The 16140-nt window shown below is 68.0% G+C and carries 13 protein-coding genes; 5 read left to right on the top strand and 8 right to left on the bottom strand.

Annotation, left to right across the window (positions count from 1 at the left end; all coding sequences use genetic code 11):
* The first annotated feature begins 11 nt into the window (after positions 1–11).
* Positions 12–2081, top strand: a complete 2070-nt coding sequence (locus BM009_RS21250) for a M13 family metallopeptidase (RefSeq protein ID WP_093299431.1) — start codon at positions 12–14, stop codon at positions 2079–2081.
* 145 nt (positions 2082–2226) lie between these two features.
* On the opposite strand, the gene BM009_RS21245 is transcribed toward BM009_RS21250, so the two are convergent.
* Entirely contained in the window at positions 2227–4719 is a 2493-nt protein-coding gene (locus BM009_RS21245) for a TonB-dependent receptor domain-containing protein (RefSeq protein ID WP_254772403.1), read from the bottom strand.
* 148 nt (positions 4720–4867) lie between these two features.
* Here BM009_RS21245 and BM009_RS21240 point away from each other — a divergent pair, with 148 nt between their 5' ends.
* Positions 4868–5893, top strand: a complete 1026-nt coding sequence (locus BM009_RS21240; RefSeq protein WP_175488162.1) for a LacI family DNA-binding transcriptional regulator — start codon at positions 4868–4870, stop codon at positions 5891–5893.
* On the opposite strand, the gene BM009_RS21235 is transcribed toward BM009_RS21240, so the two are convergent.
* The 3 genes from BM009_RS21235 to BM009_RS21225 form a co-directional block, all read right to left on the bottom strand.
* Positions 5890–7014: a glycoside hydrolase family 68 protein gene (locus tag BM009_RS21235; RefSeq protein WP_093299424.1), complete on the bottom strand. Its 1125-nt coding sequence runs from the start codon at positions 7012–7014 to the stop codon at positions 5890–5892. The genes BM009_RS21240 and BM009_RS21235 overlap by 4 nt on opposite strands.
* Positions 7011–8324, bottom strand: coding sequence for an MFS transporter (locus tag BM009_RS21230; RefSeq protein ID WP_254772402.1), 1314 nt, complete (start codon positions 8322–8324; stop codon positions 7011–7013). The genes BM009_RS21235 and BM009_RS21230 overlap by 4 nt, the downstream gene beginning before the upstream one ends.
* A 198-nt stretch (positions 8325–8522) precedes the next feature.
* Positions 8523–8792 carry a hypothetical protein gene (locus tag BM009_RS21225; RefSeq protein WP_093299544.1) on the bottom strand — a complete coding sequence of 90 codons (270 nt, stop codon included), beginning with the start codon at positions 8790–8792 and terminating at the stop codon, positions 8523–8525.
* A 202-nt stretch (positions 8793–8994) separates the two neighbouring features.
* Between BM009_RS21225 and BM009_RS21220 the strand changes: the two genes are divergently transcribed.
* On the top strand, positions 8995–9690 hold the full coding sequence (locus tag BM009_RS21220) for an alpha/beta fold hydrolase (RefSeq protein ID WP_093299422.1): 696 nt from the start codon (positions 8995–8997) through the stop codon (positions 9688–9690).
* Between the two features lie 7 nt (positions 9691–9697).
* Here the strand turns inward: BM009_RS21220 and BM009_RS21215 are convergent, their stop codons facing one another.
* Genes BM009_RS21215 through BM009_RS21205 form a run of 3 tightly spaced genes read right to left on the bottom strand, consistent with a single transcriptional unit; the run spans position 9698 to position 10706 of the window.
* Positions 9698–9946, bottom strand: a complete 249-nt coding sequence (locus tag BM009_RS21215) for a glutaredoxin domain-containing protein (protein ID WP_093299419.1) — start codon at positions 9944–9946, stop codon at positions 9698–9700.
* A gap of 52 nt (positions 9947–9998) precedes the next feature.
* The gene (locus BM009_RS21210; protein ID WP_093299417.1) at positions 9999–10487 is read right to left on the bottom strand and encodes a PIN domain-containing protein; all 489 of its coding nucleotides are present in this window, start codon (positions 10485–10487) and stop codon (positions 9999–10001) included.
* Positions 10488–10706 (bottom strand): type II toxin-antitoxin system Phd/YefM family antitoxin, encoded by a 219-nt coding sequence (locus BM009_RS21205; RefSeq protein ID WP_093299414.1) that lies wholly within the window; start codon positions 10704–10706, stop codon positions 10488–10490.
* A gap of 201 nt (positions 10707–10907) precedes the next feature.
* Between BM009_RS21205 and BM009_RS21200 the strand changes: the two genes are divergently transcribed.
* Entirely contained in the window at positions 10908–12272 is a 1365-nt protein-coding gene (locus BM009_RS21200; protein ID WP_093299412.1) for a cation:proton antiporter, read from the top strand.
* 226 nt (positions 12273–12498) lie between these two features.
* On the opposite strand, the gene BM009_RS21195 is transcribed toward BM009_RS21200, so the two are convergent.
* The gene (locus BM009_RS21195; protein ID WP_093299409.1) at positions 12499–14025 is read right to left on the bottom strand and encodes a tryptophan halogenase family protein; all 1527 of its coding nucleotides are present in this window, start codon (positions 14023–14025) and stop codon (positions 12499–12501) included.
* 115 nt (positions 14026–14140) lie between these two features.
* Here BM009_RS21195 and BM009_RS21190 point away from each other — a divergent pair, with 115 nt between their 5' ends.
* Complete coding sequence (locus tag BM009_RS21190) at positions 14141–16036, top strand: NPCBM/NEW2 domain-containing protein (RefSeq protein WP_093299407.1); 1896 nt, start codon at positions 14141–14143, stop codon at positions 16034–16036.
* Positions 16037–16140 lie beyond the last annotated feature (104 nt).

Here is a 16140-nt window from a genome sequence, read left to right as displayed (position 1 = left end):
GGAGACTTTCCTTGGCGCTGAAGCACGTCCTCCTTGCCTCTACCCTGTCGATCGTGGCGCTCGCCGCCCCCGCGCTCAGCCGCAAGCCCCAGCAGACCGCCCCCGCCGCCCCGAGCGCCGAGGCGACCCGCTATGGCAGCTGGGGCGTCGACCTTTCGGGCATGGACCGCAGCGTAAAGCCCGGCGACGACTGGTACCGCTTCGTCAACGGCGCCTGGACCGATCGCACCAAGATCCCCGACGATCGCTCCTCCTTCGGCGCGTTCATCGTGCTGCGCGACCTGTCCGAGATGCGGCTGCGCGGGCTGATCGAGGGCTATAGCCCGACCGACACCGCCAACCCCGATCGCCGCAAGGCCGCGACCCTGTATCGCGGCTATATGGACGAAGCCGCGATCGAGAAGCTCGATGCCCAGCCGCTCACCCAGCGCCTCGCGCCGATCCAGGCGGCCAAGACCAAGGCAGCCCTGGCCGCTGAGATGGGCGCCTCGATGGGCGGGTTCGGCGCCAGCTTCTTCGGCGTCGGCGTGAGCGACGACGCCAAGCAGCCTGACACCTACGCGCTGTACCTGCGCCAGGGCGGCCTGGGCCTGGGCGACCGCGACCTCTATCTCGATCCCAAGTTCGCACCGCAAGTCGCCCGCTACCGCCAATATGTCGCGCAGCTGCTCGGCATGGCGGGCTGGCCCGATGCGGCGGCCGCCGCCGACAAGGTCGTCGCGATGGAGACGCGCATTGCCGAGGCGCACTGGACCCGCGCGCAGAGCCGCGACCGCGACAAGACCTACAACCCCGTCACCGTCGCCGAGCTCAAGGCGCAGGCGCCGGGCTTCGCCTGGGATCCGTTCTGGCAGGCAGCTGGGCTCACCAAGGCGAGCCGGGTAATCGTCGCGCAGAACAGCGCCGTGCCGAAGATCGCGCTGGTCTTCGCCGATACCGATCTGGAGACGCTCAAGGCCTGGCAGGCCTTCCGCATCGCCGACGACATTTCGCCGCTGCTGTCGAAGCGCTTCGCCGATGCACAGTTCGACTTCCGCTCGCGCTTCCTCAACGGTCAGCCCAAGGAGCGCGACCGCTGGAAGCGGGCGGTCTCCTTCACCGAGCGGGCGATCGGCGAGGGCGTCGGCCGCGACTATGTCGCGCTCTACTTCCCGCCCGAGAGCAAGGCCAAGATGGACGTGCTGGTCGGCAATCTGCGCGTCGCGCTCGCCGGCCGCATCAAGAACCTCGCCTGGATGAGCCCGGCGACCAAGGAGCAGGCGCTCGCCAAGCTGCAGGGCTTCACCGTCAAGGTCGGCTATCCGAGCAAGTGGCGTGATTACACCGCGCTGGAGGTCCGTCCCGGCGACTTGGTCGGCAATGCCGAGCGCGCGAGCAAGTTCGAATGGGACTATCGCCGCAACCGGCTGGGCGGCCCGGTCGACAAGGCCGAGTGGGGCATGACGCCGCAGACGGTCAACGCCTATTACAACTCGGTCAAGAACGAGATCGTGTTCCCGGCGGCGATCCTGCAGCCGCCCTTCTTCGATCCCAAGGCCGACGACGCGGTCAATTACGGCGGCATCGGCGGGGTGATCGGCCACGAGATCAGCCACGGCTTCGACGACCAGGGCCGCAAGTCCGACGGCAACGGCGTGCTGCGCGACTGGTGGACCGCCGAGGACGCGACCAAGTTCGAGGCGCAGGCGGTGCGTCTGGGTGCGCAATATGAGGCATACAGCTTCGAGGGGCTGCCCGGTCTCCACATCAACGGCCGCGCCTCGATGGGCGAGAATATCGGCGATCTGGGCGGCGTGATGATCGCGCTCGACGCCTATCATGCTTCGCTTGGCGGCAAGCCGGCGCCGGTGCTCGACGGCTTCACCGGCGACCAGCGCTTCTTCCTCGGCTGGGGCCAGGTATGGCGCACGCTGTTCCGCAACGAGGCGCTGCGCCAGCAGCTGGTCAGCGATCCGCACTCGCCGGGGCAGATCCGCGCGGTGAACCCGCTGCGCAATGTTGATGCCTGGTATGCGGCGTGGAAGATCGATCCCAGCCAGAAGCAATATGTCGCGCCCGCGGATCGCGTGCGGATCTGGTAAGCCTTTAAAATCCTCCCCCGCCAGGGGGAGGTGTCACCGAAGGTGACGGAGGGGGAGGATTCCAGAAGCTCGCGAGCGGCGTGCGTCCTCCCCCTCCGACCCGCTGGCGCGGGCCACCTCCCCCTGGCGGGGGAGGATCAGGGGGTCAGAAGTCGATCCGCACCGAGGTGCTGATCGTGCGGCCGTTGATCGAGCGCGCCCGGACGATGCCGTTGGCCGGGATCGCGCCCTCCTCCGCCTCGGTGAAGCCGCGGACGTTGAACAGGTTGTTGGCGTTCAGCGACACCAGCAGCTTGGGGATCGGCCGGAACTGGCCGAAGGCGTTGACCTGGGTATAGCCCGGCAGCTTGAGCTGGTTGTTGTCCTGCGCATAGCTGCTCGTCGTGCCGATCACGTTTGCGCCGATCGAGGCGCGGCCCAGCTCCACCTGGGGCGTCGCCTGGAAGATCAGGCTCGCTTGGCGCCGCGGGGTGTTGCCGACTGAGGCCGGATTGAGCGCATCGGCGACGATCCGGGAGTGCGTCCAGGTCGCCCCCGCGGTCAGGCTGAACGGCCCTTGCCGCACCGAACCGTCGAATTCGAGGCCATAGGCGCGATAGGTGCGATCGATGAACACCTGCCGCGTCGCCTCGTAATTCTGCTCCTCGGTGCGCGCCCAGAAGCCAGTGAGGTTGAGCGTCAGCGGGCCTTCGCGATACTTCACGCCCAGTTCCGCCTGGTTGACGAAGTCTACCGCTGCCGCCGCGCTCACCAGATGGCCGTCGGTGGTGCTCACCGCCGGGCCGAACAGCAGGCGATCGGCGTTGGCGCGGCCGCCGCGGCTGTAGCGGGCGAACACCGACATGTAATCGACAAAGCGGTAATTGATGCCGGTCGAATAGCTCCAATAATGATAGCTGTAGTTGACCGGTGCCGGGCTGGTCAGCGGGATTACCGCGACGCGGGTCTCGGCATCGGAGATCACGCCGTCGCCGTTGATGTCGCGGCTGGTGGTGCCCACCCGGCCGCCGCCGAGATCGGCACCGGCGATCGAGCCGCTCGCATCGCCGAAGTCGTAGCGCACGCTGCCGCCGATCGAGACCCTGCCCACCTGATAGTTGAGCGAGGCGAAGGGCGCGTTGACGTTATAGTCGACATTGTAGCTGCGCCGGCAGCACCCGCCGAAATAGGCGGCGCTATAGCCGTAGAAGCCGTCCTGGGTCACCGCCGTGCCGTTCGCGCGGCGCACATTGACCAGCGCCGCATCGCCGCCCCCGCGCACATCGGTGAGGATCGAGGTCCACAACCAGTCCGTGTCGATCGTCTGGCGCGACTTGTAGAAGCCGGCGGTGGCGGTGAGCTTGCCGGTGCCCACGTCGAACGCGCGGCTCGCGCGCAGATCGTTGGTGATGTTGTCGAGGCTGTTGAGCTTGGTATCGAACACCACGATCTGCGCGAGCAGGCCGTTGCCGTTGAGTCCGGCGAGGTTGGTGATCGCCTTGCCGGCGTTCGGGCCGCTGGCATAAGCGAGCGTTGCCCCTGCCCCGCCCATCGACGTGGCGATGGTGCTCGCGCTGTCCACCGCCGCCGGGAAGTTGGCGATGAAGCGGCCGGAGATATCCGAATAGCGGAAGCGATCGGTGATCACCCAGCCGGCGAGCGTCGTCTCCGCCTCGAAGCCGATCGACTTGACCAGCGGGTGCTGGCCGTCGCGGACATCGTCGGTGGCCAGATTGTTGTTGCCGTCCAGCGTCACGTTGCGCGTGAAGTTGGGGGCCAGCAGCTGGTCGCGATTGGCGCGGAAATTGGGCAGGTCCTGGTAGCTCGGACTGGCGTTGGTGCCGGTCACCCGCACCGGCATCGGCAGATAGCCCACCGCGCGGTCGTCGAGGAACTTGCCGTAGAGGCGGATATGGCCGCCCTCGAAGTCCTTGGTGACGTTGAACTTGAACTGGCCGCCCTTGTTGCCGTCATAGCCGATGCGGCGCGGGCCCGTGCCCTGGCGATAGAAGCCGCCCATGTGGAAGCGTAAGGAGTCGCTCAGCTTCGCGCCATAGTCGAAGTCGAGGCGATAGTCCTTATAGTCGAGCCCCGTGCTCGCCTGCACCGCGCCGCCCTCGGTCTCGCCGGTCTTCGAGATCATGTTGATCACGCCGCCCGGCGAGTTCGACGCGAAGGTCGAGGCCGAGCCGCCGCGGATCGATTCCACCTGCGCCAGATTGAGGTCGGCGCGCAGGAAGATGTCCGCATTGCCGAAGGTGATGTCGCCGAATTCGAGCACCGGCAGCCCGTCTTCCTGCAGCTGCAGGAACTTGGCGCCGCCCGAGGCGATCGGCAGGCCGCGGATCGAGATATTGGCATTGCCCTCGCCGCCCGAGCTTTCGGAACGGATGCCGGGCAGGCTGCGGAAGATCTCCGCCACCGAGCGCGGCGCCGCCTTCTGGATGTCGTCGGCCTTGAGCGAGCTGGTCGAGATCGCAGTGTCGAGCCGATCGCGCCCGCGCGCCACCGCAGTCACGACGATCTCGGTATAGTTGGATGCTTCCGCCTCCTGCGGCGGGTTCGCCTCCTGCGCGAACGCGGGTGCGCCGGGGATTGCGAGCATGCTGCCGATCAGCAGCAGCCTCGGCGCGTGGTTCGCGCGCACAGACATGGCCATGAGCCTCTCTCCCTGTTCCGGGCCCTCCTTTGCGGGAGCCCTTCACAAGGCTGCATATCCTCCACTGCAATCGATTGCAGCAATACCCGTATTTGTCCGGAGCGGCACTATCTTGCGGTTTTCCGCCAATCCGGTCACACCGTGCGGCGTGAGCCAAGACGCACCGCCCTCCGATCGGCCGGCCCGCACGCTCGCCGATATTGCCCGCCTCGCCGGCGTTTCGACCGGCACCGTGTCGCGCGCGCTGGCGGGGAGCAGCCTGGTCAACCCCGAGACGCGCCAGCGCATCCAGGCGCTCGCTGCGGCGCACGACTTCCGGGTCAACCAGATGGCGCGACGGCTCCGCACGCAGAAAACCGGCGTGATCGGCGTCGTCGTGCCACTGGGGCATGAGCGCCGCCAGCATCTCTCCGATCCGTTCTTCATGACCATTCTCGGCCATCTCGCCGATGCACTGACCGAAAATGGCTATGACGTGATGCTCTCCCGCGTGATTCCCGATGCCGCGGACTGGCTGGAGCGGATCGTCGATTCCGGCATGCTCGACGGGGTGCTGCTGATCGGCCAGTCGGACCAGATGGCGGCGATCGAGCGCGTCGCGGCACGGTACCGGCCGCTGGTCGCCTGGGGCAGCAATCTGCCGGGGCAGGTGCATTGCGCCGTCGGCACCGAAAATGTCGCCGGCGGGCGCATCGCCGCCGAGCATCTGATCGCGCGCGGCGTGCGGCGGATCGCCTTTCTCGGCGAACTGCGCGCACCCGAGATCCGTGCGCGCTTCGAGGGGGTGTGCGCGGCGGCCGCCGCCGCGGGACTGCCGGTGCCGCTCCAGTTCGACACCCATCTCGCCTCCGAGATGATGGAGCGCGAGATCGCGGCGCATCTCACCCGCCATCTCGATCGCATCGACGGCATCGCGGCCGGATCGGACATGATCGCGATGACGACGCTGCGCGTGCTCGCCGACCAGGGCATGGCGGTGCCCAGCGACGTGCCGGTGATCGGCTACGACGACCTGCCGCTCGGCCTGCAGACGGTGCCGCGCCTCACCACGGTGCGGCAGGACATCGCCCGCGGCGCCCGCGCGATGGTCGAGCGGCTGTTCGCGCGAATTGCCGGGCAGGACGCGCCGTCCCTGGTGATGGCGCCCGAGCTGGTGGTGCGGGACTCGGCCTAAGCCGCGATCGTCACCCGGTCCCCGGCAAAGGCGAGGCGGAAGAACGGCGCCGCCACCCCGCCGAAGATACGGCGGCGCTGGGCGGGATCGGCGAGCATCGCCGCGTCGGCGGGGCCGACGCCGGGATAGTCGACGAAGCTGAGCACCTCGCCCTCCCCCGTCACCCACCAGCAATAGGCCTGGGTCGGCGCCTCGGGCGGGTTGCCCGCGATTAGGCCGGTGCCGTTGACCGGACGCCATGGCCCCGCCATTCCCTCGGCCACCATCGCGTACAGACCCGTCGGCGCGACGAGCCCCTCGGCGAAGCGACGTGCCTGGGTGCTCCAGAACAGATAATAGAGGCCGTCGCGGACGACGATGTGCGGCCGCTCGAGCTCGCTGTTGACCTCGATCGCCGAGAGCAGCGGCGCCCGAAGCTGCCAGCCCTCGCCTTCGCGACGCGCGACACCGATCACGCCGTTGACCCGGGCTGCGCTCCACGCGGCATTGGCCGTGAACAGGACATAGTCCGCGCCGTCGGCGGGATCGCGAAAATAGCCGGGATCGCGGAAGCCCTGGATGCCATGCGCGGGGGCAGTCGCCTCGTTGGCGACGGTATAGAGCGCGCCATCGGCGGCGACGATCTCCTGCGGCGGCGTCCAGCCCTCGAGCCGCGGGGTCTCGCCGTTCAGGACGAACCGCCCCTGGCTGACGAACAGCCGCTGCTCATAGGTGGTCGCTTCGCCGCGACGCCCGGCGGCCGTGAAATAGTGAAACAGCGTAGCCCCGTCCGCCGCCAGCACCGCCGAACCGGACCATTCGCGCGACCCCGGCGTGAAGTCATCGGGGAAGGCATCGCCATGGTCGCTCCAGCCTTCGTCGCCATGGCTGGTGAGGCGAATGCGGGCGATATCATGCCGCCCCTCGGGATCGTCGAGCCGGGGCGCGGCGAGGAAGAACCACCAGCTGCGCCCGCCGCGCAGCACGGTGCGGCCATCGGCGTCGGCGATCGGCCACATGTCCCACAGGTCCATGCCCGGCACCGGAGATTCTCCGCCCGGCGCGAGCAGCGGCAGCGCCGCCCCCGCCTGCGTGGCGATCCCGGCGACCGCCGCGCGCGTCCATTCGGCGGTCGCGCTCATGCCGCCTTCCGCTCCCGCACGGTCCACACGGCGAGTGCGGCGCAGAACAGCAACAGCCCGCACAGGCGCAGCACGTTGCGCGCGTCGCCGCCGAGCAGCGGCCCGTAGAGGAACGGCAGCGTAACCGAAAACAACAGCATCGGAATGACGATCATCATGTTGAATATGCCCATATAGACCCCGGTCCGCTCGGACGGGATCGATCCGGCGAGGATCACGTACGGATTGCCCATCATGCTCGCCCAGCCGAGCCCCAGGCCGATCGCGGGGACGAACAGCAGCGCCTTGTCCTGCACCTGCGGCAGCCAGAGCATGCCGATTCCGGCGCAGACCAGGCAGGCGGCATGCAGCCGCGCCGCGCCGATCCGGCGGGCGATCGGTACCATCGCGAAGGCGGCGACGAACGCGACGGCGTTGTAGAAGGCGGCGATCTCGCCATTGGTCAGCACTGCGGCGCGGAAACCCGGCGCGGTCGAGTCTGCGGTGCCATAGACCGAACGCGCGACGGCGAGGATGACATAGGTCCAATAGGCCATCATCGCATACCATTGGAACAGGCTCATCAGCGCGAGCTTGCGCATCGCCAGCGGCATGTCGCAGATGGCGCTGCCGATCTCCCCGAGCGCCGCGGCCAGCGACTTGGGCTGGGCCGCGATATGGGCGCGCTCGGCCGGAGTGAGCGGCAGTTCTGGGACGCGCAGCACCGACCATAGGATCGTGCCCAGCGCCAGCACCGCCCCGACCATGAACGCGATACGCGCGGTATAGGGAATATGGTGCGCATCGACCCAATCCTGGCTCATCCCCGCCCAGACGAGCAGAGACGGCGTGAGAAAGGCGAGCATCTGCGCCAGGCCGGTGAACGCGCTCTGCGTCAGAAAGCCGAGCCCGTGCTGGCTGGGATCGAGCCGATCGGACACATAGGCGCGATAGGGCTCCATCGTGATGTTGTTGCCGGCATCGAGCAGCCAGAGCAGCGACACCGCCATCAGGATCGAGCTGCTGAGCGGCATCCAGAACAGCCCCGCCGAACACAGCACCGCGCCGGCGAGGAAATAGGGGGTGCGGCGGCCCCAGCGACTGTCGGTGCGGTCGCTCATCGCGCCGATCAGCGGCTGGACGAGCAGCCCGGTCATTGGCCCGGCCAGCTGGAGCAGCGGCAGCGAGGCTTCGGAAGCGCCGAGATAGGAATAGATCGGCGCCATGTTGCCCTGCTGCAGCCCGAAGCTGAACTGCAGGCCCAGGAAGCCCAGGTTCATCTCCAGGATGCGCCACAGCGAGAGACGCGGCTTCGCGCCAGCAGGGTTCATCGTCGCGCCTCTCCACACGGCCCGTCTTTTCTAGACAGCTGTTATGAAGCGATTGCTACAGCGCCGCAACAATCGATTGTAGTCAGACCGGAGGGAAAAGCGGAAACGCAAAAGGGCGCCCGCGATTGCGAGCGCCCTTCGCTAGGGCCCGCCGCCTGCGTGGGAACGGCGGGAACCCGGACCGGAAAATTTCCGGAATTACATCCCGTTGTGCAGGTTGGTGTCTGCGTCGTGGGTGCGCATGTCCTTGGCCTTGGCGTCGCCTTCGGCGCGGACGGCGTCAGCCTGGTTCTGCAGATTGTCCTGCGCCGCATCGGTGCTGGCGTTGCTGGCAGCCGCTTCGAGATTGTCGGCGACGTTCTCGGCATTCGCTTCGATGTTGTCGGCCGCCTGTTCGCGCGGGGTGTTGTTGCACGCCGAAAGCGCGATCAGGCCGGCAGCGGCGCCGAGCACGAGCATCTTCTTCATCATCATTACCCTTTTACGTTGGTACAGTCGAAAATCGTTGGCAGCGGAAATCAACGACGCGCCGCTTTGTTCCGAGATTGTAACGCGAACGCGACGAGCCGAGTGCGTGGCCGGATCCGCCAAGAAACCGCGGGATGCGACAATCCGCTGTCCTTCCCGCGGCTTAGACCATCGGACAACATCCCGCATGGAGGTTTGCCGCATGACCACTAATTCTTCGCCCACGATTCTGCTCGTCCATGGCGCCTGGGCCGATGGATCGAGCTGGCAGCGCGTGATCCCGATCCTGCTCGACGCCGGCCACAAGGTGGTCGCAGTGCAGAACCCCACCCAGTCGCTCGCCGGCGACGTCGCCGCGACCCGACAGGCGCTCGACGCCGTCGAAGGGCCGGTAGTGCTGGTCGGCCATAGCTGGGGCGGCGCGGTGATCACCGAGGCGGGTACCGACCCCAAGGTGAAGGCGCTGGTCTATGTCGCCGCCTTCGCGCCCGCCGCCGGCGAGGCGCTGGGCCCGCTGGTCGGCAAATATCCCAATCCGCCCGCGCTCGGCAAAATCCACGACGACGGCAAGGGCAACCTTACCCTCAGCGCCGAAGGCTGGGTGGAGGACGTCGCCAACGACCTGCCCGAGGCCGAGGCGCGCGTGCTGGCGGTGGTGCAGCCGCCGCTGCCCGCCAGCACCTTCGCCGACGTGATCGGCCAGGCCGCCTGGGAAAAGGTGCCGAGCTGGTACATCGTCTCGACCGAGGATCGGGTGGTGAGCGTCGAGCTGGAGCGCGAGTTCGCCGCGCGGATGAAAGCAACGACGACCGAACTCGCCGCGGGTCACCTTTCGCTGCTCTCGCAGCCCGAGGCGGTGGCGAAGGTCATCCTGGAGGCCGCGGCTTCGGTGGCCTGAGCCGCGGTCAGCGACGGGCCAGCGCGTGTGCGAGCGCGTCGGCCCCGTCGAACCGTTCCTCGCCGAGGAAGATCACCGGGGTGGTGGCGACGCCGAATTCGTCCTTCACCGCCTCGACCTCGTCGCGGGTACGCAGCACCCGGTCGTCGATGTCATAGCCGCGTTCGAGCAGCAGCTCGCGGGCGCGGACGCCGAACGGGCAGACATGGTCGGGCAGGACCATGCGGTAGAGGGTCGCTTGCTTTGCGTCGGCCATGGCGTTTCTCCTTGGCAGACAAATGCTTGGGGATCGCACCGGTTGCAGCGGTTCAGCTGCGCAGGAAGAGATTGCGGAACCAGACCGGCCCGCTGCGCGCGGCGGCAGCGCGCCAGTCGTCCACCGCTTCGTCGGGATCGTAGCGGCGCGGATCGAACAGCTTGAGCCGGACGCCGCGATAGGCGGCGGCATCATAGGTGACGAGCGTCAGCGCATGTTCGAGCGCGGTCGCGGCGACCAGCGCATGCCGGTCGCTCGCCAGCGCCACCTGGCCTCGCCGGCGCGCCACGGCGGTGTCGACCGGCAGCAGATGCGCGCCGAAGGCGGGGACGAGCTGGTCGTCGATCCAGCGCCGGAGTGTGCTCGCGCCTTCGCCGCGCGGGGAGCGCGCTGCCTGCGCCTCGATCTCGGCCAGCGCCAGCACCGAGACGAACAGCTGCTCGCGCGGTACCCCACCCGCCCAGGCGGTCAGCCGCGGATCGGCGATGCCGGCGCGTGCCTTGCGCAGGTCGAGCAGCACCGCGGTGTCGAGCAGGTACATTCACCAACGCCCAGCTGCGGCATCGACGTCGAACGGCTCGGGGGCCGCCAGTGCATCGACGATGCTCTCGCGCTCGCCGGTGAAGGCGCGGAAGCTGGCGATGCTCATCAGGACATGGGTGGGCTTGCCGCGATCGGTGATGAACACCGGTTCGGTCCGCGCGAATCGCTTGGCCGCGCTGACATCCTGATTGAATTCGCGGCTGGTGAGCACCTTCATCGCGGGTTCCCGAGCACCTGATGGACAGCGTTATCCTGTAGGTACGTACCTACCTTGTGGAGCCTCGGCAACAGTCCGGCTCGACCGGACCGAAAACTAGGGGGGAGGCGGCGATCGCCCCTTGTGCAACGCGCGGCGACCCGCTCCCTTAAGGCTCGCGCCGACGCACCAGATGTCGAGCGCACGAGGGGATTGGACCGAATGAACGAGCTGCTGACCAGCGCCTGGCACGCGCTGACCGACGTCCTCAATCCGCATGGACCTGCGGTACACGCCGCCAAGACCTATGCGCCGGGCGACTTCAGCATCCATTTCTTCCTGCAGCTCGCGATCATCCTGCTCGCCTGCCGCGTGGTCGGCTGGGCCGGGCAGAAGTTCCTCAAGCAGCCCCAGGTAGTCGGCGAGATGATCGCCGGCGTGGTGCTCGGGCCGTCGCTGCTCGGGCTGGTCGCGCCCGATCTGCAGCTGGCGGTCTTCCCCAAGGAGACGCGCAACGTGCTCTATGCCGGCGCACAGCTCGGCGTCGGGCTCTACATGTTCATGGTCGGGCTGACGCTGCGGCTCGACCATTTCCAGTCCAAGGCCAAGAGCGCGGCTGGCGTCTCCGCCGCCGGGATCGCCGCGCCCTTCCTGCTCGCCGCGCTGATCACGCCCTATATGCTGACCGTGCCGGGGCTGTTCACGCCCGGCATCAGCCAGGCCAATGCGACCTTGTTCATGGGCGCCTGCATCGCGCTGACTGCCTTCCCGATGCTCGCGCGGATCATCAACGAGCGCGGCCTCGCGAACTCGGCGCTCGGCACCCTGTCGCTCACCGCCGGCGCGTTCGACGACGCGGCGTCCTGGTGCGTGCTCGCGCTGGTGCTGGCGACCTTCGGCGCAGGACCCGGCGTGGCGGTGCTCGCGATCGGTGGGGCGGTGCTCTACGCCGGCTTCATGCTGGTCTTCGGCCGCCGCCTGCTCGCCCCCCTCGGCCGGATCGTCGAGGCGCGCGGCGAGATGAGCAGCGCGGTGCTTGCGGTCACGATGATGCTGTTCTGCCTGTCGGCCTTCTTCATGGACGCGATCGGCATTCATGCGATCTTCGGCGGCTTTTTGATGGGCGTGTGCATGCCGCGCGGGCTGTTCGTCGCGGAACTCAAGCGCAAGGTCGAGCCGCTCGCCGTAGTGCTGCTGCTGCCGATGTTCTTCACCTATTCGGGGCTCAACACCCGGATGGACATGGTCAACTCGCCCTCGCTGCTGCTGGTCGCATTGGGCATCCTGGCGGTGTCGGTGCTCGCCAAGTTCGGCGCCTGCTGGGCGGCGGCGCGGATCGCCGGCGAGGACAACCGCACCGCGCTCGGCATCGGCGCGCTGATGAACTCGCGCGGGCTGATGGAGCTGATCATCATCAATATCGGGCTGCAGAAGGGCATTATCGGCCCGACGCTGTTCTCGATGCTGGTGCTGATGGCGATCATCACCACCGTGATGGCCACCCCGCTGTTCGAGGCGGTCTATGGCCGCAAGGCGCGGGCGAGCGGCGAGCTCGACGCGATCGAGGGCCAGCTGGCGACAGTTTGAGGGTTACCGATATAGCGTAAAAAGAGAAAATCTGGTTCACGCGAAGGCGCGAAGGCGCGAAGGGGTTCGCCAGCGCCTCAAGCCCAGGGAACGCAGCACCGCAGCGCTGGCTGGTGTGTGATCAGGAGGCGATCCGCTTCGCGGACCAGAACCGCTCCGCGCCTCCCCGTGAATCAACGCTTCTTTCGCGCCTTTGCGCCTTAGCGTGAAATGAACTCTCCCGCAGCTATCCGCTCAATTGCCGGATCAGCTCGCGATGGCCGGGCAGGTCTGCGACCGCCTGCTCGCCGAAGCCGCGAATTCGGGCGAACTGGCGCTCGGCGGCGTCGGTATGCGGAAAGCCCTCCCGCGCGGCCGAAAGATCGGTGCGGAAGCCCATCCCGTAGAGGATGTACTGATAGTTGAAGAAGGCGAAGCTCTCGACGTCGAGCAGGAAATCGAACCGGCTCGGCGGGCGATGGCGCCATTGGTCGAGCAGCGCCTGCAGCGTGTCCGGGATCGAAGCGGGATCGCGATTGTCGCGCCAGAACGGCTCCTCGCGGCGGCTGAGGCAATAATGGAGCTTCAGGAAGTCGACGATGCGCTCGTAGCGCGCGGCCATCAGCGCGTTGAAGCGCGCGGCGGGCGCATCGACCGGGCCGGCATGCGGGAAGAGCTCGGCGATCATCGCCGCGGCGGCCTCGATCAGCACCACGCCGGTTGCCTCGAGCGGCTCGAGAAACCCGCCCGACAGCCCCACCGCGACGCAGTTCTTCACCCAGGGCGTGCGGCGATAGCCCGGCTCGAAGGTGATCAGCCGGGCCTCGTGCGGCGCGCCGCCGCAATGCGCGTCGAGGATCTCGACCGCGCGCTCGTCGCTCAGATGCGCCGAGGAATAGACGCAGCCGATGCCACGCGCGTGCTGCAGCCCGATGTCCCAGGTCCAGCCGGCCTCGTGCGCGGCGGCGACGGTGGTGGTCGCGATCGGCGCCTCGGGATCGGCATAGGGCAGCTTGCAGGCGAGCGCGCGGTCGGTGAACAGGTGGTGGCGCACCGAAGTAAAGGGCGCGCCCAGCGCCTTGCCGATCAGCGCCGCCTCGAACCCAGAACAGTCGATATAGAGGTCGGCGGTGAGGCTGCCATGCTCGCGCGTCTCGATCCGGTCGATCGCGCCCTCGGCGTCCGTGTGGGCGGAGAAGACCTCGCCCTCCAGATGCGTCACGCCCAGTTCGATCGCCCGGTCGCGGAGCAGCTGCGCCAGCCGCACCGCGTCGAAATGATAGGCATAGGTGAGCGGCCCGCCGAACCCCGCTTCCTCCGCGCGCTTGGGCGCCCGGCCCTGCGCGGCGACGTGGTTCTGGATCGTCATCGCCTCGGCGAAGGGCGCCCGGCACCCCTCGGGCTGGAGCAGCCAATAGGGCACCAGACCCGCGCCCTCGGTGTGGAACGGCGCCTCGAATGGGTGGAGGAAGCGGTGGCGGGCGCCGTCGGGCTGGGGCGCGTGCAGCCAGTCGTCGAAGCGGATGCCCTGCTTGAAGGTGGCGCTGGCCCGCCGCACGAAGCTGCGCTCGTCAATGCCGAGGAATTCCAGGGTCTGGCGGATCGTGGGGAAGCCCCCTTCGCCGACGCCGACGATCCCCAGCGCCGGGGATTCGAGCAAGGTGATCGCGAAGCGGCGCTGCCGGGCGATGTCAAGATAGCGGGCGAGATAGGCGGCGGTGAGCCAGCCCGCGGTGCCGCCGCCCAGGATCAGGATCCGCCGGATGGGGTTCATGGCCCCTAGCTACGGCGCGGCGGCGTGGCGGGCAATGGTCGTAGACCCGACGAAAGCATTTGCCTCGGCCCCGAGGGAACGCTTAGTCGGACAAATAGATTAGGGGAGAAGCAGCATGGCGATCAAGACGTTGGCGGGCATTTCGGCGCTGCTGCTGGCATCGGCGAGCGCACAGTCAGCCCCCCGCGATCCGCTCGCCCCCACCGGCCGCTGGTCCGCCAACACCGATGGCCGTGCGCCGACGCCGCCGATGGGCTGGAACAGCTGGAATGCCTTCGCGACCGATGTCGACGAGGAGAAGGTACTCGCGTCCGCGCAGAAGATCGTCGACACCGGGCTCGCCGCCAAGGGCTATCGCTACATCAACCTCGACGAAGGCTGGTGGGATCATCGACGCGCCGACGGCCGCATGCTGGTGCGTGCGGACAAGTTCCCCTCCGCCCGCACCGCCGACGGCGCGACCTCGTTCAAGCCGTTAACCGATCGCCTGCACGCCATGGGGCTCAAGGCCGGCATCTATACCGATCTTGGCCGCAACACCTGCGCCCAGGCCTATGGCCCCAACGAGCCCCAGCTGCCGCGCGGCAGCGTGCTCGAACGCGAGGTCGGGCTCTACGGCCATATCGACCAGGACATCGGCCTCTATTTCGGCGAATGGGGCTTCGATTACATCAAGATCGACGGCTGCGGCCTGCGCGCCTATGGCGAGGACAGCCCGCTGGTCCGCGAGGGCCGCTACCGCGCGCTCGCGCCGATCCTCGACCTCGACAGCATCAACCGCTCCAACATTCCGGCAGTGCGGGCGATGTTCGCACAGGTGAAGGCCGCGCTGGTCCGCGCCGATCCGGACCAGGACTATCTCCTGTCGCTGTGCATCTGGGGATCGGCCGATGTGCGCAGCTGGGCCAAGGACGTGGGCAATATCTCGCGGACCAGTGACGACATCACGCCGCACTGGACGCGCCTGCTCACCAATTTCGACACCGCCGCCCGCCGCCCGCTCTATGCGCACCCCGGCTCGTGGAATGACCCCGACATGCTGTTCATCGGCAAGGGCGAGTTCGATGCCGACCACCTCGTCGAGGCACGCTCCCACTTCGCGCTCTGGGCGATGGTCTCCGCCCCGCTGCTGATCGGTGCCGACCTGCGCACAACCCCGCAAGCGCTGATGGACATTTTCGGTAATGCCGCGCTGATCGCGATCGACCAGGATCCTGCCGGCAATCAGGCGGTGCTCGCCTTCGACACCGACGATTTCCAGATCCTCGTCAAGACGCTGGCGAACGGCGACAAGGCCGTCGCGCTGTTCAATCGCACCGCCGCGCCGACCGAGGCGATCCTCACCGCCCAGCATCTCAAGCTGCGCGACGATGCGCCCATCGCGCTGACCGATCTGTGGACCGGCGGCGCCTCCAGCTTCACCAAGGAAACCAAGTTCAAGCTCGCCCCGCACGAGACGCTGGTGTTCCGCGCCAAGGGCACGCGGCTGCTCGCCGACGGGCTGTATTTGTCCGAAATGCCGGGCAGCGTGAACCCGGCGGTGGACGGCGTCACCGCGCCGATGGCCGACCCGACCATCCACCGCGCGATCGTCTCCTGGAGCGGCACGCGTGGCGCCGGGCAGCGCCCGCTCTATGCCGGCTGGGGCGGCGCGCAGGCGGATGCGACACCCTATGGCCGCGAGCTCGCCGTGGCAGGGGCCCATTTTGCCGCCGGGCTGGGCGTGCTCGCCAACTCGCGGCTGGAGGTGCGCAATGCAGGCTATCGCCAGCTCACCGTGTCAGTCGGTGTCGACGATTCCGCGACGGATGCCACCCACGCCGTGACCTTCCAGATCTATGGCGACCGGCGTCTGCTCGCCACCTCCGCCCCCATACGGCGCGGCGGCGCTGCCAAGCCGCTCCGCGCCGACGTCGCCGGGGTAAAGCTGGTCGAGCTGGTGGCCCGGTCCGGCGGCGCCGCCAATGAGAGATTGCCCGTAGTGTGGGGCGATGCCGCGCTGCGCCGATGATTGGATCGCAAGCGAAATCAGGTGATTAGCGGCGCCGTGGCCCGGCCGCGCGGGTTGTTTCGGAACGGAATCGCGCCTATCCTGGATCAGTTTCCGGGACAGGT

This window comes from Sphingomonas sp. NFR04, from assembly GCF_900114095.1.
Taxonomy (GTDB): Bacteria; Pseudomonadota; Alphaproteobacteria; order Sphingomonadales; family Sphingomonadaceae; genus Sphingomonas.
Note: the sequence above shows the minus strand (reverse complement) of the source record. Positions and strands in the feature narration are given on the sequence as shown.